Genomic DNA, 22,507 nt, shown 5'->3' with positions numbered 1-22,507 from the left:
GGCAGTGATGAGCAGATCAGTCGTTGCTGCGGACATAACCCATGACCTCCAGCTGAATATGGTTGTCTATCAGGAACTGCTGAGTCGCCTCGCACTGGGCCTCATCCCCGAACAGTTCTGCCAGCAGGAAGCCGAACTTGACGCCCCCGGCGTACTCGATATCGGCGCTCAGTATGCTGATATCGATGTTGAAGCGACGACTCGCTTCTGAAATCAGCGGTGTATCGACCGTGCTGCCGGTAAAGCCGAGTTTCACCAGCGGATAGCTGCCAGCCACTCGCTCGCCGCTCATGCGGTCCTGATACTCCTGCGGCACCTCCAGATGGATGGTGGAGTGGATAAAATCACGGGCCAGCTGGGTTTTGGCATTGCTGAAGAACCAGGCGACCTCGCCCTGCTCGATCAGGCTGCCGTCGCTGATGATGGCCACGTCATCACAAATCCCCTTCACCACATCCATCTCGTGGGTGATGAGCAGTATGGTGAGCCCCAGCTTGACGTTGATCTCCTTGAGCAGGCTCAGGATCGAACGTGTGGTCTGCGGGTCGAGGGCCGAGGTGGCTTCGTCACACAGCAATACCTTGGGAGCCGGTGCCAGGGCGCGGGCGATGGCGACACGCTGCTTCTGGCCGCCGGACAGCTCGGACGGATAGGCGTGGGCGCGGGCTTCCAGCCCGACCAGCGCCAGCAACTCAAAGACCCGGGTCTTGATTTGGGCCTTGCTCCAGCCTGCCAGTTCCAGCGGGAACGCGATATTGGCGAACACGGTACGGGAGGAGAGCAGGTTGAAGTGCTGAAAAATCATGCCGATCTGGCGGCGGGCCTGGGTCAGCTCCCGCTCCGGCAGCGCTGTCAGGTCCTGGTCGTCGACGATGACCTGCCCCTCTGTCGGGCGCTCCAGCAGGTTGACACAACGGATGAGGGTACTCTTGCCGGCACCGGAGGCACCGATCACCCCGAAAATTTTGCCTTGTGGCACATGCAGGCTCACGTCACGCAGGGCGTGCACGGCATCACTGCCTTTACCGTAGACTTTGTTGAGACCGATCAACTTAATCATGGATTCTTCCGTGCTAACAGCCTTAAAGCACAGGGCGCTACAGGCGGGTGAATTGGGCAGAGGTTCCACTGGGTTACTCTGTCATCATGGAGGATGATGCTAAGATGTCTGGATGGCTATGTCAACGCATGTTTCTACGTCTAGACGTCTAAAAAAGTGATAAGAATTCTCGCCGGATGACTAACGACGACAGTGGTTTATCAGGGGGCAATATTGTATTTGGCTATTGTTGATTTTTTCCGAATATAGCCTGGATAATCTGCTTTCGTTGTCTGTTTTGTTAGTCATGAAGGCAGGAGTGCTGTTCGCACTCTTTGGCTGCCACCAAGATGGCACAAATCGTTCCACTTTGTTCCTTTATCTCTTTTGTTATCCATCCCCTTGATGCAGCACAAAAAGTGACCTCCTTTGGTTTGGGATATGTGTGGTTGTTTTTTATACTCAACAGGTGTGGCGTGGCAGGAGGAGTGAGTGATGCGATTTCAACAGATCAAGGATTTGCTGTCTTACCTCGAACAGGTTCATCACCAGCTCGGACTCTGTTATGGGCGACTGATGGCAGAAGTGGATGGCGAGCGCAGCCGCATGTTGCTGGCGTATCTGCAAGGGCGGGAAGATGAAGCGAGTGCCCATCTGCACGATTATCAGGGACAGCTGAGTCAGGGCGTCAAGGAAACCTGGCTGGAGCGGGGCTTCAGCGAGGATCTGTTGCCCGAGATCCAGCGGCTGGCACTACCTGCCAGTGCCCAGACTCAGGACATAGTGCAGCAGGTGTGTCGTCAGGAAGAAAAACTCATCGGCGAGCTGAGCCATCTGGCCCGCGAGTGCCCGACCAACGAGACGGCTGCCTTGCTGACCTCGCTGGCGTCGCTGGAACAAACCCGCTTGACTCGACTGGTACACGGTGTGCATCGGCTCGACGACATCTAGCCGCGGTAAAGGTGCAACGAAAGAGGCCCGGCATTTGCCGGGCCTCTTTTCTATCATCGACCCAAAGAGGGGATGCCGCCTTACTGCTGTTCGGCGCTGCGTTCGGCCGCATGAAGGGCAGCCCCTATGATGCCAGCCTGATTGAGACTGGCGGCTGCCACCAGCGGCGCCCGGGTTTCGATGCGATCGATGAATTTGTCGAGCTTGGCTGAGCTGCCGCCCCCCAGGATAAAGAGGTCGGGGGAGAATAGAAACTCCAGTCTGGCTAGATACTTGTTGAAGCGTTTTCCCCATCGGCTCCAGGAGAGATCCTCCCGCTTGCGCACCGCATCCGAGCAGTAGTGCTCGGCAACCATGCCTTCCAGCATCAGGTGACCCAGCTCGGTGTTGGGCAGCAGCTGGCCGTTGACGAACACGGCTGTACCTATGCCGGTACCAACAGTGATGAGGATGATGATCCCCTTGCGATCCTTGCCGGCACCAAAGCGCATCTCGGCCAGACCCGCCGCATCGGCATCGTTGAGCACATGGCAGGGCAGGCCGGTCACATCCGAAAACAGGTGTGCTGCATCGGTCTCGATCCAGCTCTTGTCGATGTTGGCCGCGCTCTTGGCAATGCCGTTGTGGATGGTGGCGGGAAAGCCGCAACCCACAGGGCCCTTCCATTGGAAGTGTTCTACCAGTGCCTTGAGGGTATGTGCCACGGCCGCCGGGGTCGCCGGTTGCGGTGTTGCCAGACGGTGGCGTTCGCCAATCAGCTCGCCTGTTTCGGTATCGACCAAGCATCCCTTGATCCCTGAGCCACCGATATCCACTCCCAACATCTGCATCAGATTGTTCCTTTTATAGTGCTTATGGTGCCGACGGTTAACCGCCGACAGAGCATGAAAAAATGGTGTGCATCCGGCAAGGGGCAGATCGCTTATGCGTGATCCGGCAGACCTTTTTCGATGCAACGGATCAGCAAGCGTGTCTTTTTGTTGTCATCCTGCTGGCGTTTGGCCAGGGTCGTCAGTGCCCACTCTATGTGTTCGGCCACCATGGGCTCGGCGCTGGTGAGCGCCAGTTGCAGGGCGGCGATCACCTCTGGTGTAGCCGGGCCGTTGCCAAGCGCCACCGCCAGGTTGCGGCGCCAGCGTTGATAGCCGATGCGCCGGATCGGGCTCCCCTCAGTGTGCTTGAGAAATTCGCTCTCGGCCCAGCGCCACAGCGCCAGCAGGGGCGGGCGGTGCAGGTTGGGGCGCGCTTTGAAGTCGGGTTCCGGGCTTGCATCTGCATAGCGATTCCAGGGGCAGATGAGCTGGCAGTCGTCACAACCATAGATGCGATTGCCCATGAGCGGCCTGAACTCTTCCGGGATGGGACCGTCGTTCTCTATGGTGAGGTAGGAGATGCAGCGGCGCCCATCCACCACATAGGGCGCGACTATGGCACCGGTCGGGCAAATATTGATGCAGGTCACGCACTTGCCGCACTGCTCTTTTTCCACCGGGGCATCGATGGGCAGGGGCAGGGCGAGCAGCAGCTCCCCTAGAAAAAAGAAAGAACCGGCCGATTCGTTGAGCAGTAGCGAATGCTTGCCGACCCAGCCCAGTCCCGCCTTGGCGGCCAGCGGCCGCTCCAGTATGGGGGCCGAGTCGACGAAGGGGCGCCACTCTCCCATTGTGTCCTGGGTGGTTTGAAACAGCGCCTGACAACGCTGTTCTATCCGCTCCCCCAGTTGCTTGAGGCGGTTGCGCAGCACCTTGTGGTAGTCGCGGCCGAGAGCGTAGCGGCTGATGTAGCCGAGGGTCGGATCGCGCAGGGTGGCGGCAAAACCCGCCTCGAAGGGGAGGTAGTTCATGCGCACCGACACTACCCGCAGTGTGCCCGGCAGCAGCTCATGGGGGCGGGCCCGCATCATGCCGTGTCGGGCCATGTAGTCCATGCTGCCGTGATGGCCTGCATCCAGCCAGGCCTGCAGCCTGGGCTCCTCGAGGGTAAGATCCGTGTCCGTGATACCGACCTGGTCAAATCCTAGCTCGCCTGCCCATAGCTTGATATCGTGAGCCAACTGCTGAAAATCAGGCGTAGTCATGCGGCATCGAGCCCCACAGGCTTGATATCCAGAGTCAATCGACGGTGAAAATCAGGTATGGTCATGCTGCATCTGGTCCGAAAGGCTTGATGTCCTGGGTCAACCGGCAGTGAAAATCAGATGTGGTCATGTCGCATCGCGTGCCCGAAGCGTCTCAGCCAGGGCTAATGGATGAAAGTCAGGAGCCGTCATGGTAAAGGTCATCGGGGATGCTATCAGCGGGAAAGAGGTGCGCAGTTTACCACAATCACTGTGGCGGACTGAACAGATCCGCGCGCTGGAGCAGCGCTGGGCCGAGCGAGAAGGGCAGGAACGCTACGCCCTGATGGAGCGTGCCGGTGCGGCGCTGCGTACCTACGCCACCCATCATTGGCCGCAGAGCCGCCGCTGGTGGATCTTTGTCGGCCCAGGCAACAACGGCGGAGATGGCTATGTGCTGGCGCGTCTCGCCAGACAGATAGGCCTTGAACCCCGGGTGATCGCCGCCAGGGCGCCTGCCGAGCTGAAAGGGGATGCCAGGCGAGCCGCCGATGACTGGCTGGCGCTGGGGGGGACTGTGCTGATGGCAGGCGCCAGCGAGCTGGATTCACTGCCGCCGCCGGACCTGGTGATAGATGCACTGCTTGGCACGGGTGTCCATACCCCCCTATCGCCGCTTCTGACAAAGATCGTCGCAACAATCAATAGCTTGGGCGCGCCTGTGTTGGCGGTGGATCTGCCCTCCGGCCTCAATGCCGATACCGGCTGCGCTATGGGGGCGCTGGTGCGTGCCACTCGCACCCTCACCTTCATCGGCATCAAGCAGGGCATGCTTACCAGCGATGGTGTGGATGGGGTGGGCCAACTCGACTGCGATCCCCTCGGAGTCATGCCAGAGGAGACGCTGCAAGCGGCGGCTGAGCGGATCGATTATCCCGGCCTCAAACACCTGCTTACCCCGCGCCAGCGCTCGGCTCACAAGGGTTCCCACGGCAAGGTGCTGCTGGCAGGGGGCAATGTGGGCATGCAGGGCGCCATAGTGCTGGCGGGGCGTGCCTGCCTGCGGGCGGGAGCGGGTCTGGTACGGGTGTGCCAGCATCCGAGTCATGGGCCCGTCAGCCTCTATCAAGCCGAGTTGATGAACTCAGTGGTTGATACGGATGAGCAGTGGGCCACGGTGCGGCTGGTGGGGCCGGGACTCGGTCAGGACGAATGGGGTCGGCGCCATTTTGAATTATTGGTCAATGACAGGTTACCGCTGGTATTGGACGCCGATGGATTGAATTGGCTGGCGCTATGTCCCCGTCATCAGGATAATTGGGTGCTCACGCCTCACCCGGGTGAGGCGGCACGCCTGCTGGGCTGCTCCATTGCCGACATTGCAGCGGATCGTTTTGCCGCTGTACGGCGCCTGCAGCAACGCTTTGGCGGCGTAGTGCTGCTCAAGGGCGCGGGGTCGCTCATCGATGACGGCAAGCAAATCGCGCTCTGTGATGAGGGCAATCCCGGCATGGCCAGTGGCGGCATGGGCGATCTCTTGTCTGGTATAATCGCCGCCCTGTTGGCTCAGGGCTGGTCTGCCGTCGAGGCAACCCGGCTGGGAGCCGTGATCCACGGGGAAGCGGCAGATCTGGCCGCCGCAGACGGAGAGAGGGGTATGCTGGCATCAGACCTGCTGCCCTTTATCCGTCGACTGGTTAATCCCGACTCCATAACAAGTTAAAGAAGAACATGGCAAAACAGTTGATGATGACACTGCCGGATGAGGCAGCAACAGTGGCACTGGGTGGCCGTTTGGCACATGCCTGCCTGCAGGCGACCACGGTGTTCTTGCACGGCTCCCTCGGGGCCGGAAAAACCACCCTGACCCGTGGCTGGGTGCAAGGGCTGGGGCATCAGGGCAAGGTCAAGAGCCCGACCTATACCCTGGTTGAACCCTATGAACTGGCCGATTGGCAGGTTTATCACTTTGATCTCTATCGTCTGGCTGATCCGGAAGAGCTGGAGTTCATGGGGATCCGGGACTACTTTGCTGCCAATACCCTCTGCCTGGTGGAGTGGCCGGAGAAAGGGGAGGGCTGGCTGCCGGCGCCCGATCTGGACATTACCCTGACTTATGTAAACGAGCAGCGTGAGGCTCTGATAGAAGCCCGCACTGCTATTGGCGAAGCCATTCTGGAACGGTTGTCATCTACGTGCGCTTGATCCTTGTTATTGCCCTCTCTCTGATGGCCTTACCCTCCTGGGCGAATCAGCTCAAGAGTGTGCGGGTATGGCCATCGCCGGATAACACCCGGGTGGTGCTCGACATGAGCAGTGCTCCCAATTACAACTACTTCACCCTGACCGGCCCGGATCGACTGGTGATCGACCTCAAAGGGGCGAACAACGTCGCCAATCTGGCTCGTATCGGGAACAACAGCGAGCTGGTGCGCAAGATCCGCGAGAGCTCGCCGCTGGAGAAGGGTGGACTGCGGCTGGTGCTGGATCTCAGTTCCACCATCAAACCCGTGGTATTTCCGCTGGCGCCGGCAGGCCCCTATGGCCACAGGTTGGTGATAGACCTGCCTTATGAAGAGAAACGCTCAGCCGCCGCCGTGCAAGCCACCCCTGTGGGGGGCAAGGGCAAGGGGGTGGTGATCGCCATCGATCCGGGCCACGGCGGGGAAGATCCGGGCTCCATCGGCCCCCGTCGCACCTATGAGAAGCGAGTTACCCTGGCGGTATCCCAGAAGCTGGCGGCACTTATTGACAGGGAACCGGGCATGCGCGCCGTGCTGACTCGCCGCGGGGACTACTTCGTGGACCTGAACAAGCGCTCCGAAATTGCCCGCAAGGCCAAGGCGGATCTGCTGGTCTCCGTCCACGCGGACAGCTTCCACAACTCGACGCCGCGCGGCGCCTCTGTCTGGGTGCTGTCGACCAATCGCGCCAACCGCGAGATGGGCAGCTGGCTGGAGAAGCAGGAGAAACAGGGGGAACTGCTGGGCGGGGTAGGCAAGGTATTGGCGGAATCCGACCCGAATCCCTATCTGGCACAGACCTTCCTCGATCTCTCCATGGACAAGTCCCGTGCCGAGGGCTATGACGTCAGCCGCCAGATCCTGCGCTCCATGGGCAAGGTGGCCAGATTGCACAAAAAGGCGCCGGAGCATGCCAGTCTGGCCGTGCTGAAAGCCCCGGATATTCCCTCCGTGCTGGTAGAGACAGGTTTTATCTCCAACCATGCGGAAGAGAAGCTGCTGGCTACACCTGCCTACCAAGACAAGCTGGCCCGCGCCATCTTCGAGGGGATCCGCAATTACTATCGCGCTCATCCGACCAAGGGCGCCTTGCTGAGCGGCAAGGGGCAGGCCAGTCGGCCGGCAGCTACCACTCGCCCTGCGCCTGTGGCCCCGCAGTCGGTGAGCCAGCCCAGGCAAGTACAGTCGCAGCCGGTCGTGACCAACAAGATGCCCGCCACTGCCCGCGACGGTGGTGCTGCGACCAGCTCCGGAGCCGGTGTGATCAAGCCTTACTCGGCGGCAGCGCAAGAGACAGGTGCGCCGGTCAGTAATGTGGGCGACTATGACAAATCGCGGATGCTCCGTCATGTAGTCAAACGGGGCGAGAGCCTCTCCCGCCTTGCCGAGAGGCATGGGGTGAGTCAGTCCACATTGGTTGAAATCAACCAGCTGCGCAGCCGGGATATTCAGATTGGTCAGACAATCTATATCCCCCAGCAGGGACAGAGCCGCAGTGCCGCCCCCGTTCGCAGTGACGACAAGTCGCAGATGATCCGCCATGTGGTCAAGCGGGGTGAGAGTCTCTCCCGCCTTGCCGAGAAGAATGGGGTGAGTCAGGCGCGGCTGGTGGAGATCAACAAGCTCAAGTCGCGGGATATCCAGGTAGGGCAGGTGCTCTACATTCCCCAAAACTGACGCGCGGGAGCTGGCGATGCCACTCCCCGTGTTGGCGTATACCATCGCAAGATTGAAATTCAGGAGTAAGTGATGCCGATCCGTATATTACCCCCTATCCTGGCCAACCAGATTGCAGCCGGAGAGGTGGTGGAGCGGCCCTCTTCTGTGGTGAAAGAGCTGGTGGAAAACAGCCTGGACGCGGGCGCCGACCGGGTCGAGATCGACATCGACAAGGGCGGTGCCAAGCTGATCCGCATCCGTGACAACGGCTGTGGCGTCGCCAAAGACGAGCTGGTGCTGGCACTGTCGCGCCACGCCACCTCCAAGGTGGCGACCCTGGATGATCTGGAAGGGATCTGCAGCCTGGGGTTTCGCGGCGAGGCGCTCGCCTCCATCAGCTCTGTCTCCCGTCTCACATTTACCTCCCGCACCCAGGATCAGTCCGAAGCCTGGCAGGCACAGGCGGAAGGGCGAGAGATGAACGTCACCGTCAAACCGGCGGCCCACCCGGTGGGCACCACGGTGGAAGTGGTGGATCTCTTCTTCAATACCCCGGCGCGGCGCAAGTTCATGCGCAGTGAAAAGACCGAATTTGCCCATATCGATGAGCTGGTACGCCGCATTGCGCTTTCCCGTTTCGATGTCACCCTGATCCTGCGTCACAACGGCAAGGTAATGCGCCAGTACAAGGCTGCCAATACGGTGCCTGAGCAGGAGCGCCGGCTCGCCGCCGTTTGTGGCACCCCCTTCATGCACCATGCGCTGGCGGTAGAGAGCGAACATAGCGACGTACGTCTGTGGGGGTGGCTGGCGCTGCCTGAGGGGGCCAGACCGCAGAACGACCTGCAATATACCTATGTCAACGGTCGCATGATGCGCGACAAGCTCATCAATCATGCCATCCGCCAGGCCTATGACGAGCTGCTGCCCACCGACCGCTTCGCCGCCTATGTGCTCTATATCGAGCTGGATCCCCACCAGGTGGATGTGAACGTCCATCCTGCCAAGCACGAGGTGCGCTTTCATCAGGCGCGGCTGATCCACGACTTTATCTTTCAGGCGCTGTTTACTGCGCTGCGCCGCGAAGGGGCCAGCGCCGTTCATCAGGAAGAGCCGCTGGCCGAAACCCTGGTCGAGCTGCCTGTCAGCGGGCAGATTGAATACCCAGGGCAGGCGCCTCGTCCCGAGTGGTATGGCGCCGAGCACAGCTATCGGGCTCCTGCCTCGACGAATGAAGTGCGAGAAGGGGGCGCGGCGCGTGCCGGCAACTACCAACCGCCCGAGCCACCCAGCCGGGAGGCGATGCGGGGCATGGGCGCACTGCTCACCACCTTGCCCGGTGCCGGGCCCGCGTCTGCTGCATCCGCTACCGCTGCAATGGTGCCCAATGCAGCAGCTCAGACAGCGCCTGGAGTCTGGCAGGCACTCACTCTGGTGGAGCAGGCCTATCTGTTGCTGGTGCGAGATGGCCAGCTGGCGCTGCTCTCACTGGTGCGGGCCGAACGCCTGTTGCTGCGCAACTGGTTGCTGGAAGCCTGGGGCCAGGGGCTGGCTGCGCAACCCCTGTTGCTGCCAGTTTCGTTCAAGCTGCCGAAAAACCTGATAGCGCTGGTTGAAGAGCAGGAACGTTTGCTCAAACGGATGGGGCTGGAGTTGAAAAGCGGGGGGCGTGACACCATGATCCTGACTCGGGTGCCAGCCTTGCTGCGCCAGACCGATCTGGTGCGGCTATTACCCGAATTGTTGCAAATTATCGAGAGCGGATCTGACAGTGATGCGAGCCAGCTGGCTGAAGTATTATGCCAATGGCTGGTTGAGCAGGGGATAAGCCACGAAAAAATATACGATTTTTCAACAGCCAATCGCTTGCTGACGGAACTTGTGGCCGATTTCAGTGACCAATTGGCAGATATTCGCATGGTGCGCCCAGTGTCGCTGACGACAGTACTGGAGGCGTTTGCAGATGGTGGCTGAGTTGCCGAGTGCTTGTTCCAACACACAGTTTGGCAATAAGCCCGTGATGTGCTCGTTGTCGCTGCTAAATCTGATCGAGGAATTTGAACGTGGCTGACTTGCCGAATGCAATTTTTTTGATGGGGCCAACGGCCTCCGGCAAGACGGATCTCGCCATCGCCCTGTGCCAAACCCTGCCTTGCGACATCATCAGCGTGGACTCTGCGCTTATCTATCGCGGCATGGATATAGGGACTGCCAAGCCAACGGCGCAAGAGTTGGCTCTGGCTCCCCACAAGTTGATCGATATTATTGATCCTGCCCTGAGCTATTCGGCCGCCGACTTTTGCCGCGATGCCCTGCGGGAGATGAACGATATTGTCGCCCGTGGCCGCATTCCGCTGCTGGTGGGGGGCACAATGCTCTATTTCAAGGCACTGTTGGAGGGGCTTTCTCCGCTGCCATCCGCCGATCCGGCCATTCGTGCCGAGCTGGAAGAGGAGGCGGCACGCCTTGGCTGGCAGGCGCTGCACGATGAGCTGGTGCGGATTGATCCGGTCGCCGGCGCCCGCATTCATCCCAATGATCCGCAGCGTCTTAGCCGGGCCTTGGAGGTGTATCGCATCAGCGGCAAAACCCTGACCGAGCTAACCCAGGTGCAGGGGGAAGGGTTGCCATATCGGGTGCACCAATTTGCCATTGCCCCGAGCGATCGCGCCCTGTTGCACAAGCGCATTGAAGAGCGCTTTGACAAGATGTTGCAAAGCGGCTTCGAGCAAGAGGTGCGTGCGCTTTATGAACGAGGCGATCTCACCCCCGACCTGCCAGCTATTCGCTGCGTTGGCTACCGCCAAATGTGGGACTACCTGGCAGGGGAAGTGGAGTATGATGAGATGCGCTATCGCGGTATTGTTGCCACCCGCCAGTTGGCCAAGCGTCAAATGACCTGGTTGCGCGGTTGGCCTGAAGTCACCTGGCTGGAATCTGGTGAGTCTGGCAATCTGGCAAGGGTCGTTGCCCGTGCCGGAGTGGCTTGACACTCCTGTATAATCAGGTTGTTATATTGATATCCGGTGTTTAAAAACAACAAACTATAAGGAAAAGAAGATGGCTAAGGGGCAATCTCTCCAAGACCCGTTTTTGAATGCGCTGCGCCGTGAGCGGATTCCTGTTTCTATTTATTTGGTGAACGGCATCAAACTGCAGGGTCAGATCGAATCGTTTGACCAGTTTGTCATTTTGCTGAAGAACACCGTGAGCCAGATGGTCTACAAGCACGCTATTTCCACCGTGGTGCCGGCTCGCGCCGTTAACCATCACCAGCACGTCCCTGGCGCAGCTGGCGAAGAACAGGGTGACGCTGAAGCGTGATATCTCGAGGCGAGACGACTCGCCAATTCAGATTCGTCATGATTCCTGTCAAGGAGCAAGCGCTTGTTTGACCGTTATGAAGCCGGCGAACAGGCCGTTCTGGTGCACGTCAACTTCAGTGATGAGGGGGAGCGGGAGGATCTGGAAGAGCTCAAGATGTTGGTGAGCTCGGCTGGCGTCAATGCACTGGGGGTGGTGACCACCAACCGCAGTGCCCCTAGCGCCAAACTCTTTGTCGGCAGCGGCAAGGCTGAAGAGATCGCGTCCCAGGTGCAGATGTTGGGCGCAGACGTGGTGATCTTCAACCATGCTCTGACCCCTGCCCAGGAACGCAATCTGGAACGCCTGTTCCAGTGCCGTGTCGTGGACAGAACCGGCCTGATCCTGGATATCTTTGCCCAGCGCGCCCGAACCCACGAAGGCAAGTTGCAAGTCGAACTCGCCCAGTTACGCCATCTTTCTACTCGCCTGGTGCGAGGCTGGACCCACCTTGAACGTCAGAAGGGCGGGATCGGTCTGCGCGGCCCGGGTGAAACCCAGCTGGAAACCGACCGTCGCCTGTTGCGTGAGCGCATCAAGGCAATTTTGCGTCGGCTCGACAAAGTGGCCAAACAGCGGGAACAGGGCCGTCGTGCCCGTAACCGCAATGAGGTACCGACCGTGTCACTGGTGGGTTACACCAACGCCGGAAAATCCACTTTGTTCAACCAACTTACAGCTGCCAGCGTGTATGCTGCCGATCAATTGTTCGCAACACTGGATCCCACCTTGCGTAAATTGGTGATCCGGGATGTGGGTGATGTGATTCTGGCGGATACAGTTGGATTTATTCGGCACTTGCCCCATGATCTGGTCGCAGCTTTCAAAGCGACGCTGCAGGAGACCCGCGAAGCGGACTTGTTGCTGCACGTGGTGGATTGTGCCGACGAACAGATGCAAGAGAATATCGATTCGGTACAGCAGGTGTTGGCCGAAATTGAGGCCGATGACAGGCCCCAGCTGATGATCTGTAACAAGATAGACAAGCTGGCGGATCGTCCGGCTGGTCTGGAGCGGGATGATGAGGGGCGCCCGGTGCGACTCTGGTTGTCTGCCCAGAGCGGTGAAGGCTGTGAATACCTGTTTACGGCCCTGACCGAGTTGCTGGCCGGATCCATGGTGCATCACACCTTGCAGTTACCCCCTTCGGCCGCCAGATTGCGAAGTGCGCTCTATCGTCTCAAAGGCATTGAGCAGGAAGGTTTCAGCGAGGAGGGGGATTTTGTGTTGCAAGTTCGCCTGCAACTGGCCGACTGGAACCGCCTCGTGAAACAGGAAGGCGAGAATTTACAACGCTTTATCAGGCATTGATTCGTCGATGAAGATGAATGTTTGCAGGCTTCATCAATGATTGATGGCCAGATAGAGTTGATATCCATCCGCTTGTATTAATGGAGATGCTGATGGCTTGGAATGAGCCTGGAAACAACGGCAAAGACCGTGACCCTTGGGGGAACAACGGCAAGAATCAGGGACCCCCTGATCTGGACGAGATGTTGCGCAAGGTAAGCCGCCGTTTTGGTGGTTTACTGGGTGGTGGCAAGTCAGGTGGCGAGATGGGCCGTTTTGGTCTCTCTATCGCTTTGGTGGTTGCTGTGGTGGTGTGGGTCGTCAGCGGCTTCTATACCATTCGCGAAGCAGAGCGGGGTGTGGTGCTGCGTTTTGGGGAGTATTCCCATAACGTGGATCCGGGCCTGCGCTGGAAACCGACCTTCATCGACCGGGTGATCCCGGTGGACGTCGAGTCTGTACGCTCGCTGCCCGCCTCCGGCTTCATGCTGACTCAGGACGAAAACGTAGTGCGTGTCGAAATGGACGTGCAGTATCGCGTGGTCGATCCCGAGCAGTATCTGTTCAGCGTCACCAATGCTGACGAGAGCCTGGGTCAGGCCACCGATAGCGCCCTGCGCTATGTAGTGGGCCACACCCGGATGGACGATGTCCTGACCACAGGTCGGGAAAAGGTCCGTCAGGAAACCTGGCAAGTGATCGACGGCATCATTGAACCGTATCAGATGGGTCTTCAGATCGTCGACGTCAACTTCCTGCCGGCTCGTCCGCCTGAAGAGGTAAAAGATGCCTTCGATGATGCCATTTCCGCCCAGGAAGATGAGCAGCGTTTCATTCGTGAAGCAGAAGCCTATGCCCGTGAAGTTGAGCCAAAAGCTCGCGGCTCGGTCAAGCGTCTGGAGCAGGAAGCTGAAGGTTACAAGTCCCAGATAGTGCTGAAGGCCAAGGGTGAAGTGGCTCGCTTCAACGAGTTGCTGCCCCAGTATCAGGCCGCACCTGAATTGACCCGTGAGCGTATCTATCTGGAAACGATGGAAGAGCTCTATCAACAGGCCAACAAGGTGCTGGTTGACATGCCCGCTGGTAACAACAGCATGATCTATCTGCCTCTCGACAAGTTGTCTGGTAAAGCAACTGCAGCGCAACCGGCTCGTCCGGCTGGCACGTCAGTGGTGGAATCGACGCCGCCGTCCAACGAAGGGGCCAATTCCACACCGACCCCGCTGCGTAGCGGTGACCGTTTCAGCTCAGGGAGAAACTAATAGATGAAAAAAATAGCTATTGGTGTCATCGCTGTAGCCGCCATGGTCTGCTTCTCTTCCATCTTTATCATTGATGAAGGTCAGAAGGGGATTGTCGTCCAGTTTGGCAAGGTGAAGCGGGTTGAATCTGGCGAGCCGCGGCTTTATGAGCCCGGTTTGCACTTCAAGGTGCCGCTCATCGATCAGGTTCGCAAGATGGATGCTCGCATCCAGACCCTGGAAGGCCAGGCGGATCGCTTCGTGACCTCCGAGAAGAAAGATCTCATCATCGACTCCTACGTGAAGTGGAAGATTGAGGACTTCTCCAAGTACTACCTGGCAACGGGTGGTGGCAACAAGATCCAGGCCGAAGACCTGCTCAAGCGCAAGATCAACAACGGTCTGCGCTCCGAGATCGGTAACCGCACCATCAAGGACATCGTCTCCGGTGAGCGCAGTACCGTGATGGAAGATGCCCTGATGAAGATGGCGCGCTCCTCCGAGCTCGGCATCAAGGTAGTTGATGTGCGGATCAAGCAGATCAACCTGCCGGTGGAAGTCTCCAGCTCCATCTATCAGCGGATGCGTGCCGAACGGACGGCCGTGGCCCGTGAGCATCGCTCCCAGGGTCGCGAGCAGGCCGAAATCCTGCGTGCCGACATCGACCGCAAGGTGACCGTCATGATCGCCGATGCCGAGAGTAATGCGCGTCAACTGCGTGGTGAAGGGGATGCTGAAGCCGCCAAGATCTATGCCGACAGCTACAAGAAAGACCCCGAGTTTTTCAGCTTCGTGCGTAGTATGGAGGCCTATCGCAAGAGTTTTGCCGGTGGCAACGACCTGATGGTACTCAAACCAGACAGCGAGTTTTTCCGCTACCTCAAGTCTCCTCACGGCACCAAGCAGTAAGAGACAAGCATAAGACCAAAGGGCCTGATGATTCAGGCCCTTTTGCTTTATGCATGAGACTAACCGCCGATACGGGCGGCTTTTTGTGCAAGGAGCGGGGATGCTGACATCCATTCTGATGGGATTGGGGCTGCTATTGCTGTTTGAAGGGCTGGGCCCCTTGCTGATGCCCAAAGCCTGGCAACAGATGCTGCGGTTGCTGAGCGAACAGCCACCGGAACAACTGCGCCGTATCGGTGGATCTCTGGTGGTGGCGGGCGCCGTCATCCTCTGGATGCTGGGTCACTGAATCATGTGGCTGGCTCTGAGTTCCATTGCGGCGCAGACAATAAAAAAGAGGCCTTTGGCCTCTTTTTTTATGTAACAGCAGATATCGCTGACTCAGGCGCTGCGTTGTACCGCCATCTGGGCCAGGGTTTCCAGCGCCTGCTTGTGCTGGGAGTCCGGCAAGATGGCGAGGGCGGCAATGGCCTTGTCAGCCTCTTCTCTGGCACGCATGCGGGAGTACTCCAGCGCACCGGTGCGGTCGAGAATCCCGAGAATCCGGTCGAGATGTTCCATGCCATTGCGATGCTCGATGGCATCACGCACCAGCTGGCGCTCTTCGGGTGAGCCCACTTCCATGGCCCGCAGCAGCGGCAGGGTAGGCTTGCCTTCGGCCAGATCGTCACCGACGTTCTTGCCCATCTCATCGCTCTGGGAGCAGTAGTCCATGACGTCGTCGATGATCTGGAAGGCGGTACCCAGATACTTGCCGTAGTCGGTCATGGCCTGCTCGACGGGCTCGGGCTGATGGGTCAGCACGGCCGCGAGGCGGGTGGCGGCCTCGAACAGTTTGGCGGTCTTGCAGTAGATGACCGTCATGTAGCTCTGTTCCGTGGTGTCCGGATCGTTGCAGTTCATCAGCTGCAATACTTCCCCCTCTGCGATGGTATTGGTGGCATCCGACAGGATCTCCATCACTCGCAGGTTGGAAAGCTCGCTCATCATCTGGAAGGAGCGGCTGTAGAGGTAGTCGCCGACCAGCACGCTGGCAGCATTGCCAAACAGCGCATTGGCGGTCTCCCGGCCACGGCGCAGATCGGATTCGTCGACCACGTCGTCGTGCAGCAGGGTAGAGGTATGAATGAATTCGATGATGGCGGCGAGTTTGAGATGATCCTGACCTTCGTATCCCAGTGCGCGGGCGGCCATCACTGTCAGCATGGGGCGCATCCGTTTTCCGCCTGCACTGACAATATAGAAACCCAGCTGGTTGATCAGGCTGACATCGGACTGAAGTCTCGCCAGGATCAGTTCATTCACCGCCGTCATGTCGGCAGCACAGAGCGCACGGATAGTCTGTTGGTCCATAAGTCTCGTAACGTGACGGCAGCAATAACTGCGGTTTTAGTAATGGCGGGGATTCTACACGATTTCACAATGGGTTACAGTTAAGCGTTTATTCACGGCGGCAGATATGCGCACAAAATAAACTTTTTGCTAAATTGGCCTTGCCTGAGCAAATCGATTTGCGTAGAATGCCGGCCCATTGTTATAGGTTTTTGCGCGTGTCTGGCCTTGAGCAAAAGACACGCCTTTACGGAGTTAATCAAATGTACGCGGTATTCCAAAGCGGCGGAAAACAACACCGTGTGGCCGAAGGTCAAATCGTTCGTCTGGAAAAGCTGAACGTTGAGACTGGCGCTACTATCGACTTCAATGAAGTTCTGATGGTTGCTGCAGGCGACACTTTTAAAGTAGGTGCTCCTTTCGTTGAAGGTGGCAAGGTTGTAGCTGAAGTTGTGGCTCACGGCCGTGGCGAGAAAGTGACTATCGTCAAGTTCCGTCGTCGTAAGCACCATCGTAAGCAAGCGGGCCACCGTCAGTGGTTCACTGAAGTCAAAATCACTGGCATCAGCGCTTAATTAGAGGAGTCCGATAAATGGCACACAAAAAAGCTGGCGGTTCATCCCGCAACGGTCGCGATTCTGAAGCTAAACGCCTTGGCGTTAAGCGTTTCGGCGGCGAAACAGTTCTGGCAGGCAGCATCATCGTTCGTCAACGTGGTACCAAGTTCCACGCTGGCACCAACGTTGGTCTGGGCACGGATCACACCCTGTACGCGAAAGCGACTGGCAAGATCCTGTTCGAAGTTAAAGGTCCGCTGAATCGTAAGTACGTTAGCATCGTTGCTGAGTAATTACGGACCGCAAGGATCCGAAGCCCCGCCAACAGGCGGGGCTTTTGTTTTTCTGACGCAGTTTACGAAAAAACGGAACGTAGATGTGCCTGGTGTTGCACGGGGCATTCATCGCTAAGATGCGTATCGCCCGCAGGGGCCTGTACCACTATAATTGCGTATCGGTTTTTCGAATTAAGGTGACGGTTACCTATGAAGTTTGTTGATGAAGTCCAGATTCGAGTCGATGCCGGTGACGGTGGTAACGGTTGTGTGAGCTTTCGCCGTGAAAAGTACATCCCGAACGGCGGCCCGGATGGAGGTGACGGTGGTGACGGTGGCGATGTCTATCTGATTGCCGACGAAAACCTCAATACCCTGATCGACTACCGTTTCGAGCGTTTCCACGCGGCCGAGCGCGGTGAGAATGGCCAGAGTGCCAACTGTACCGGTCGTCGCGGCAAGGACAGGATACTGCGTGTGCCGGTCGGCACCCGTGCCAGCGATGAAGACACAGGCGAACTACTGGGTGATCTCACTCACCATGGTCAGAAGCTGCTGGTCGCCAAAGGCGGCTTCCACGGTCTGGGCAACACCCGCTTCAAGAGCTCCGTCAACCGGGCTCCGCGCCAGAAGAGCAGCGGTACGCCGGGTGAAGTGCGTACTCTGAAGCTGGAACTGCTGCTGCTGGCCGATGTCGGCATGCTGGGTCTGCCCAATGCTGGCAAGTCCACCTTTATCCGTGCCGTGTCCGCCGCTCGTCCCAAGGTAGCCGATTACCCCTTCACTACTCTGGTGCCGAACCTGGGTGTGGTGCGTGGCGAGAACTCCCGCTCCTTCGTGATAGCCGACATTCCAGGTCTGATCGAAGGTGCCGCCGAAGGTGCTGGTCTGGGTATCCGCTTCCTCAAGCATCTCGAGCGCTGCCGTGTCTTGATCCACCTGGTGGACATCTGCCCGGTTGATGACTCGGATCCTGCCGAGAATGCCGTGACTATCGTCAAGGAGCTGGAAAAATACAGCCCTGAGCTGGCTGGCAAGCCGCGCTGGTTGGTGTTCAACAAGATGGATCTGATCCTGGAAGAAGAGGCGCTCGAGGTGATGGAACGCGTCAAGACTGCGCTGGCCTACGAAGGCCCCGTCTACCAGATCTCCGCCATCAGCAAGGAAGGCACCAAGAAGGTGTGCTACGACATCCTGGATCTGCTGGATACCATGCCTCGCCAACTGGCGGAAGATGCCAGGGACGCCATCGAGAAGGTGGAGTTCAAGTGGGATGACTACCACAAGAACCAGCTGGCCCAAGCCGAAGCCGAAGCGCTGGCCGCCTCCATGGCTTTCGATGAGGGGCTGGATGAGGAAGACTGGGATGATGACGAAGATGATGGCGTTGAAGTCATCTATGTTCGTGACTGATCACTCTGTCCTGCCTGATCGGTGCGGCTCCTCTGCCCACCGATGAGAAAAACCGGAGCCTGGCAACAGGCTCCGGTTTTTTATGGGGAGCATCTGGATCGATCGGATCACCACATAGATATATTTCTTATGTCACTTATTGCCTGCCAACCGCAACGGATTATACTGCGCACCTGAATGTAACCTTGTTGAAACAATGCGCTAACTATTTGTAATGAATTGATATGCGTATCTGTTTGAGGTCGTTCTTATGGAAGGTTCGCCTGCAAAAATATTTATGCTTGAAATGATCCATTAAGGGCTTGTTTGTGCATTTTTTTGGAGTATTCTTGCGCCCGTTTTGTCGGGCGAGAGCATGAATATGCAAGTTGACCTGGCTAAGGAAAAGTAACATTAAGGCTGTAGACCATGCTGGAAAAGACTCTGCAAGCGCCTGCGCTCAATACTCGTCGCAACGTGCTGATGTTCCTGGTCCCGTCACTCATCGGGATCCTGCTGTTCATGACCCCCGTCATCTATGACGAGAACGTCACCATTCCGGTTGCCGTGCTGGCGAAGCTGGTGCAAACGGTATTTGCCGATTATCTGGTGGCCATGGTCAGTGCCATCATTACCACCACAATGCTGATGACGCTGATCGCCTGGTTGTTCAAGCCAGCGATCCTGGTGCGTCGCCCTTTCCTCAACAGTCTGTTCAACGTCTCCCCTTTCTGGGCCTGTGTGCGGGTACTGGGTGGCGTGTTCGTGCTGCTGACCTTCTTCAATGTGGGGCCAGAGGTGCTGCGTTCCGGTGCTACCGGCGGTCTGGTACTGCATGATCTGCTGCCTGTGCTGTTCTCGGTGTTCATCTTCGCCGGTCTGTTGTTGCCTCTGCTGCTGGATTTCGGTCTGCTGGAGTTTGTCGGCACCATGATGACCCGCATCATGCGCCCTGTGTTTCGTTTGCCGGGGCGCTCCGCCGTGGATTGCTTCGCCTCCTGGCTGGGGGATGGCAGCGTTGGCATTCTGCTGACCAGCAAGCAGTATGAGGGCAAGTTCTATACCCAGCGTGAAGCCGCCGTCATCGGCACCACCTTCTCAGCTGTCTCCATCACCTTCTGCCTGGTGGTGATCTCCCAGGTGAAGCTGGAGCATATGTTCGTTCCCTTCTACCTGACTGTCTGTCTGGCGGGTGTGGTCGCCGCCATAGTGGTACCGCGCCTGCCGCCGCTCTCCTGGAAGAAGGACATCTATGCCGATGGTACTCCCCTGTGCCGCAAGCAGGAGTCAGTGCCCCATCAGCACAGCGTGATGAGCTATGGCTATGAGCGTGCACTGACCAAGGCGGAGAGTGTCACCGATCTTGGTGCGGTCGCGCGGGAAGGGGTGAAGAATGCGCTGGACATGGTGTTTGGCGTGTTGCCGGTGGTGATGGCGATCGGCACCTGTGCCCTGATGCTGGCCGAGCATACCCCCATCTTCAACTGGCTGGGTGCGCCATTTGTTCCCTTGCTGGAGCTGCTGCAACTGCCGGAGGCCGAGGCCGCCTCCAGGACCATCATGGTCGGTTTTGCCGACATGTTCATCCCGGCCGTGCTGGCCTCGACCATAGAGAGCGACATCACCCGCTTCGTGATTGCCGCCATGTCGGTCACCCAGCTCATCTATATGTCGGAAGTGGGCGCCCTGCTGCTGGGCAGCAAGATCCCGGTCAAGCTGTGGGAGCTGTTTGTCATCTTCCTGCTGCGCACCCTGGTGACCCTGCCGGTCATTGCCGGTGTGGCGCATCTGCTGTTCTAAGGCAAGAGTCTGGGATCTAAAACGGTCAACTTGGGTTGGCCGTTTTTTATGGTGAGTATTAGACCAAAGTGAGTCTTTTTAATGGATGGTTTTTACATTAACGTAACAAGCTGAAAAAAGCGTGCCAGCCGAGCAGTAGGCAATTCAAATCGAACGTGGCCAGGAGTCACCCCATGACCTCACTGCTCAGCTACCGGACCGGTCCTTGCGACCAGCCCTTGCTTTACCAGACCATTGGCGAATATCTGCAAGAGATAGCCGAACGTTTCCCCGACCGTCCCGCCGTTGTAGTGCGTCACCAGCAGATCCGCTGGAGCTACCGTGAATACCTCATCCAGATAGACAGGCTGGCACTGGGCTTGCTGGCGCTAGGCATCCAGCCGGGGGACAGGGTCGGCATCTGGTCGCCAAACAACATAGAGTGGTGCCTGGTGCAGTTCGCCACGGCCCGCATCGGCGCCATCATGGTCTGCATCAACCCAGCCTATCGCAACTACGAGCTGGAGTTTGCCATCAATAATGTGGGTTGCCGCGCCCTCATCTGTGCCAGTGCCTTCAAGGGAAGCGACTATCTCGCCATGCTCAATGAGCTGGCCCCCGAGCTTGCAAGCTCGCCGCCGGGGCAGCTGGTCAGCGCCCGCTTGCAGAGCCTGGAAATGGTGATCCGGCTCGGGGAGGCGCAAACGCCGGGTATGCTGAACTTCAGCGCCGTGCAGGCCCTGGGGGATGCGCAGGATCCGGCCTGGCTTGCCCGGGTGGTGGCTACCCTCAAACCGGATGATGCCATCAACATCCAGTTCACCTCGGGTACCACGGGCAGCCCCAAGGGCGCGACCCTGAGCCATGGCAACATACTCAACAACGGCCGGCAGGTGGCGCGGGGCATGGCGTTCAGCGAGCAGGACAGGCTCTGCATACCCGTGCCGCTCTATCATTGTTTTGGCATGGTGCTTGGCAATCTGGTGTGCATCAGTGTGGGGGCCTGCGCCCTGTTTCCATCGGAAGCGTTCGATCCTGTGGCGACCCTGCAGACGGTGAGCGAGGAGCGCTGCACCGCCTTGCATGGTGTGCCGACCATGTTCATCGCCGAGCTGGAGCTGCCCGGCTTTGCTGAGTTTGATCTCTCCTCCCTGCGTACCGGCATCATGGCCGGGGCGATTTGCCCCGAGCCCTTGATGCGCAAGGTGCAGACCCTGATGCACATGACAGAGGTGACCATCGCCTATGGTCAGACCGAGTGCAGCCCCATCAATCACATGACCGCCATCGATGCGCCGCTGGACAAGCGGGTCACCACTGTGGGCCGCGCCCTTGACCACACCGAGATCAAGCTGATTGACCCGAGCGGCGAATTGGTGCCCATTGGCGAGCGGGGTGAGATCTGCTGCCGCAGCAAGGGAGTGATGCAGGGTTACTGGCAGGACCCGGTCAAGACGGCGGAAACCATAGATGATGAAGGCTGGTTGCATTCGGGTGATATCGGCATCATGGATGAAGAGGGCTATGTGCAGATAGTGGGGCGCAGCAAGGAACTGATCATCCGCGGTGGCGAGAACATCTATCCCCGCGAGATAGAGGATCGGCTCTACGATCATCCTGCGGTGCAGGATGCCGCCGTGTTCGGTGTCGACAGCGAGCGTTACGGGGAGGAGGTCTGTGCCTGGGTCAAGCTGAGGCCGGATCAGATGGTCAGCGAGGAGGAGATCAAGCACTTCCTCTCGGCCCGCATCGCCTACTTCAAGGTGCCAAGATACATACGTTTCGTGGAGGAGTACCCCATGACGGTGACAGGCAAGCTGCAGAAGTTCAAGATGCGGGAGGCCATGACCCGCGAGCTGGCCCGCCAGCATGCCGAGGCGACGCGCTGAGGTGGTGTTACCGCGATGAGAAAAGGGCCCTCGGGCCCTTTGTTCGTTGTTGCCAGCAGGCTGCTAGCGCGGCGTGATGCTCACATCCTTTGGGCACTGAATGGTCAACGAATGGACAGTATTGGCGATGCGGTGGGGTGTGCCCGCCTTGTAGATCTTCTTCTCTTCGTCATAGCTGCCCGTTGTGTACTGGGTGGAGTAGAGCGTCTGCTGACGACGATCCGTCTCCTTGTAGCCCTGGGGGCAGGTCTGGTTGGCCTGCTGGAAGCAGGCCGTCATGCTGCTGCACTCGATATAGAAACCCCGCTGGCTGGCATCGGCCAGATGGACAGGGGTAACGGTGGGCGGGGGTGGCGACAACAGGGCGCAGCCGGACAGCGCCAGCGCGCCCAGCATGATGAGATGTTTTGACATAAATAACCTGAACCATGTGGTGTGATAAAGAGTGAGGGGGAGTCTTTTGCTCCCCCTTCGCTGTAGGGCACAGTTATAACCAAGCGTGCCTGCCCAAACCAGCATACAAATGTAAGAA

At 58.4% G+C, this 22,507-nt stretch carries 21 protein-coding genes; 16 read left to right on the top strand and 5 right to left on the bottom strand.

What is annotated here, in order from left to right; all coding sequences use genetic code 11:
* Positions 1–16: 16 nt before the first annotated feature.
* Positions 17–1,060, bottom strand: coding sequence for a methionine ABC transporter ATP-binding protein MetN (gene metN / locus GWQ29_RS13490; RefSeq protein WP_275919628.1), 1,044 nt, complete (start codon positions 1,058–1,060; stop codon positions 17–19).
* 474 nt (positions 1,061–1,534) lie between these two features.
* Here metN and GWQ29_RS13485 point away from each other — a divergent pair, with 474 nt between their 5' ends.
* Positions 1,535–1,990: a hypothetical protein gene (locus tag GWQ29_RS13485; RefSeq protein WP_275919627.1), complete on the top strand. Its 456-nt coding sequence runs from the start codon at positions 1,535–1,537 to the stop codon at positions 1,988–1,990.
* 80 nt (positions 1,991–2,070) lie between these two features.
* Here GWQ29_RS13485 and GWQ29_RS13480 read toward each other — a convergent pair whose 3' ends face one another.
* The gene (locus GWQ29_RS13480) at positions 2,071–2,820 is read right to left on the bottom strand and encodes a polyphosphate--glucose phosphotransferase (protein WP_005311650.1); all 750 of its coding nucleotides are present in this window, start codon (positions 2,818–2,820) and stop codon (positions 2,071–2,073) included.
* Between the two features lie 92 nt (positions 2,821–2,912).
* On the bottom strand, positions 2,913–4,067 hold the full coding sequence (gene queG, locus GWQ29_RS13475) for a tRNA epoxyqueuosine(34) reductase QueG (RefSeq protein WP_275919626.1): 1,155 nt from the start codon (positions 4,065–4,067) through the stop codon (positions 2,913–2,915).
* Between the two features lie 190 nt (positions 4,068–4,257).
* Here queG and GWQ29_RS13470 point away from each other — a divergent pair, with 190 nt between their 5' ends.
* The 10 genes from GWQ29_RS13470 to GWQ29_RS13425 all read left to right on the top strand — a co-directional run bounded on the left by GWQ29_RS13470 (position 4,258) and on the right by GWQ29_RS13425 (position 15,040).
* Positions 4,258–5,769 (top strand): NAD(P)H-hydrate dehydratase, encoded by a 1,512-nt coding sequence (locus tag GWQ29_RS13470; protein WP_275919625.1) that lies wholly within the window; start codon positions 4,258–4,260, stop codon positions 5,767–5,769.
* Between the two features lie 8 nt (positions 5,770–5,777).
* Complete coding sequence (gene tsaE, locus GWQ29_RS13465) at positions 5,778–6,251, top strand: tRNA (adenosine(37)-N6)-threonylcarbamoyltransferase complex ATPase subunit type 1 TsaE (RefSeq protein ID WP_005311656.1); 474 nt, start codon at positions 5,778–5,780, stop codon at positions 6,249–6,251.
* Positions 6,252–6,274: 23 nt separating this feature from the next.
* Entirely contained in the window at positions 6,275–7,966 is a 1,692-nt protein-coding gene (locus GWQ29_RS13460) for an N-acetylmuramoyl-L-alanine amidase (protein WP_265462383.1), read from the top strand.
* Between the two features lie 72 nt (positions 7,967–8,038).
* The gene (mutL, locus tag GWQ29_RS13455; RefSeq protein WP_275919624.1) at positions 8,039–9,922 is read left to right on the top strand and encodes a DNA mismatch repair endonuclease MutL; all 1,884 of its coding nucleotides are present in this window, start codon (positions 8,039–8,041) and stop codon (positions 9,920–9,922) included.
* A gap of 98 nt (positions 9,923–10,020) precedes the next feature.
* A complete protein-coding gene (gene miaA / locus GWQ29_RS13450; RefSeq protein ID WP_081045602.1) occupies positions 10,021–10,938 on the top strand; it encodes a tRNA (adenosine(37)-N6)-dimethylallyltransferase MiaA in 918 nt (305 codons plus the stop codon).
* A gap of 70 nt (positions 10,939–11,008) precedes the next feature.
* Positions 11,009–11,272: an RNA chaperone Hfq gene (gene hfq, locus GWQ29_RS13445; RefSeq protein WP_275919623.1), complete on the top strand. Its 264-nt coding sequence runs from the start codon at positions 11,009–11,011 to the stop codon at positions 11,270–11,272.
* Positions 11,273–11,335: 63 nt separating this feature from the next.
* On the top strand, positions 11,336–12,622 hold the full coding sequence (gene hflX, locus GWQ29_RS13440; protein WP_021138373.1) for a ribosome rescue GTPase HflX: 1,287 nt from the start codon (positions 11,336–11,338) through the stop codon (positions 12,620–12,622).
* Between the two features lie 92 nt (positions 12,623–12,714).
* A complete protein-coding gene (hflK, locus tag GWQ29_RS13435) occupies positions 12,715–13,863 on the top strand; it encodes an FtsH protease activity modulator HflK (RefSeq protein ID WP_131731256.1) in 1,149 nt (382 codons plus the stop codon).
* A 3-nt stretch (positions 13,864–13,866) separates the two neighbouring features.
* Entirely contained in the window at positions 13,867–14,751 is an 885-nt protein-coding gene (hflC, locus tag GWQ29_RS13430; RefSeq protein WP_005311670.1) for a protease modulator HflC, read from the top strand.
* 100 nt (positions 14,752–14,851) lie between these two features.
* Positions 14,852–15,040, top strand: coding sequence for a DUF2065 family protein (locus tag GWQ29_RS13425; RefSeq protein ID WP_005311672.1), 189 nt, complete (start codon positions 14,852–14,854; stop codon positions 15,038–15,040).
* Positions 15,041–15,132: 92 nt separating this feature from the next.
* On the opposite strand, the gene ispB is transcribed toward GWQ29_RS13425, so the two are convergent.
* Positions 15,133–16,104 (bottom strand): octaprenyl diphosphate synthase, encoded by a 972-nt coding sequence (ispB, locus tag GWQ29_RS13420; RefSeq protein WP_265462381.1) that lies wholly within the window; start codon positions 16,102–16,104, stop codon positions 15,133–15,135.
* Positions 16,105–16,346: 242 nt separating this feature from the next.
* Between ispB and rplU the strand changes: the two genes are divergently transcribed.
* From rplU to GWQ29_RS13395, 5 genes are all read left to right on the top strand, one after another.
* Positions 16,347–16,658, top strand: coding sequence for a 50S ribosomal protein L21 (rplU, locus tag GWQ29_RS13415; RefSeq protein ID WP_005304210.1), 312 nt, complete (start codon positions 16,347–16,349; stop codon positions 16,656–16,658).
* 17 nt (positions 16,659–16,675) lie between these two features.
* On the top strand, positions 16,676–16,933 hold the full coding sequence (gene rpmA / locus GWQ29_RS13410) for a 50S ribosomal protein L27 (RefSeq protein WP_005311678.1): 258 nt from the start codon (positions 16,676–16,678) through the stop codon (positions 16,931–16,933).
* Positions 16,934–17,125: 192 nt separating this feature from the next.
* A complete protein-coding gene (gene cgtA, locus GWQ29_RS13405) occupies positions 17,126–18,328 on the top strand; it encodes an Obg family GTPase CgtA (protein ID WP_265422178.1) in 1,203 nt (400 codons plus the stop codon).
* A gap of 408 nt (positions 18,329–18,736) precedes the next feature.
* Entirely contained in the window at positions 18,737–20,107 is a 1,371-nt protein-coding gene (locus GWQ29_RS13400; RefSeq protein ID WP_234593423.1) for a YjiH family protein, read from the top strand.
* A gap of 173 nt (positions 20,108–20,280) precedes the next feature.
* On the top strand, positions 20,281–21,975 hold the full coding sequence (locus GWQ29_RS13395; protein ID WP_265452237.1) for an AMP-binding protein: 1,695 nt from the start codon (positions 20,281–20,283) through the stop codon (positions 21,973–21,975).
* A gap of 63 nt (positions 21,976–22,038) precedes the next feature.
* Here the strand turns inward: GWQ29_RS13395 and GWQ29_RS13390 are convergent, their stop codons facing one another.
* Positions 22,039–22,389, bottom strand: coding sequence for a hypothetical protein (locus GWQ29_RS13390; RefSeq protein WP_005311687.1), 351 nt, complete (start codon positions 22,387–22,389; stop codon positions 22,039–22,041).
* Between the last annotated feature and the right edge of the window lie 118 nt (positions 22,390–22,507).

It is taken from the genome of Aeromonas sp. 2HA2, assembly GCF_029237345.1.
In the GTDB taxonomy this organism is placed as follows: domain Bacteria; phylum Pseudomonadota; class Gammaproteobacteria; order Enterobacterales; family Aeromonadaceae; genus Aeromonas; species Aeromonas salmonicida.
Note: the sequence above shows the minus strand (reverse complement) of the source record. Positions and strands in the feature narration are given on the sequence as shown.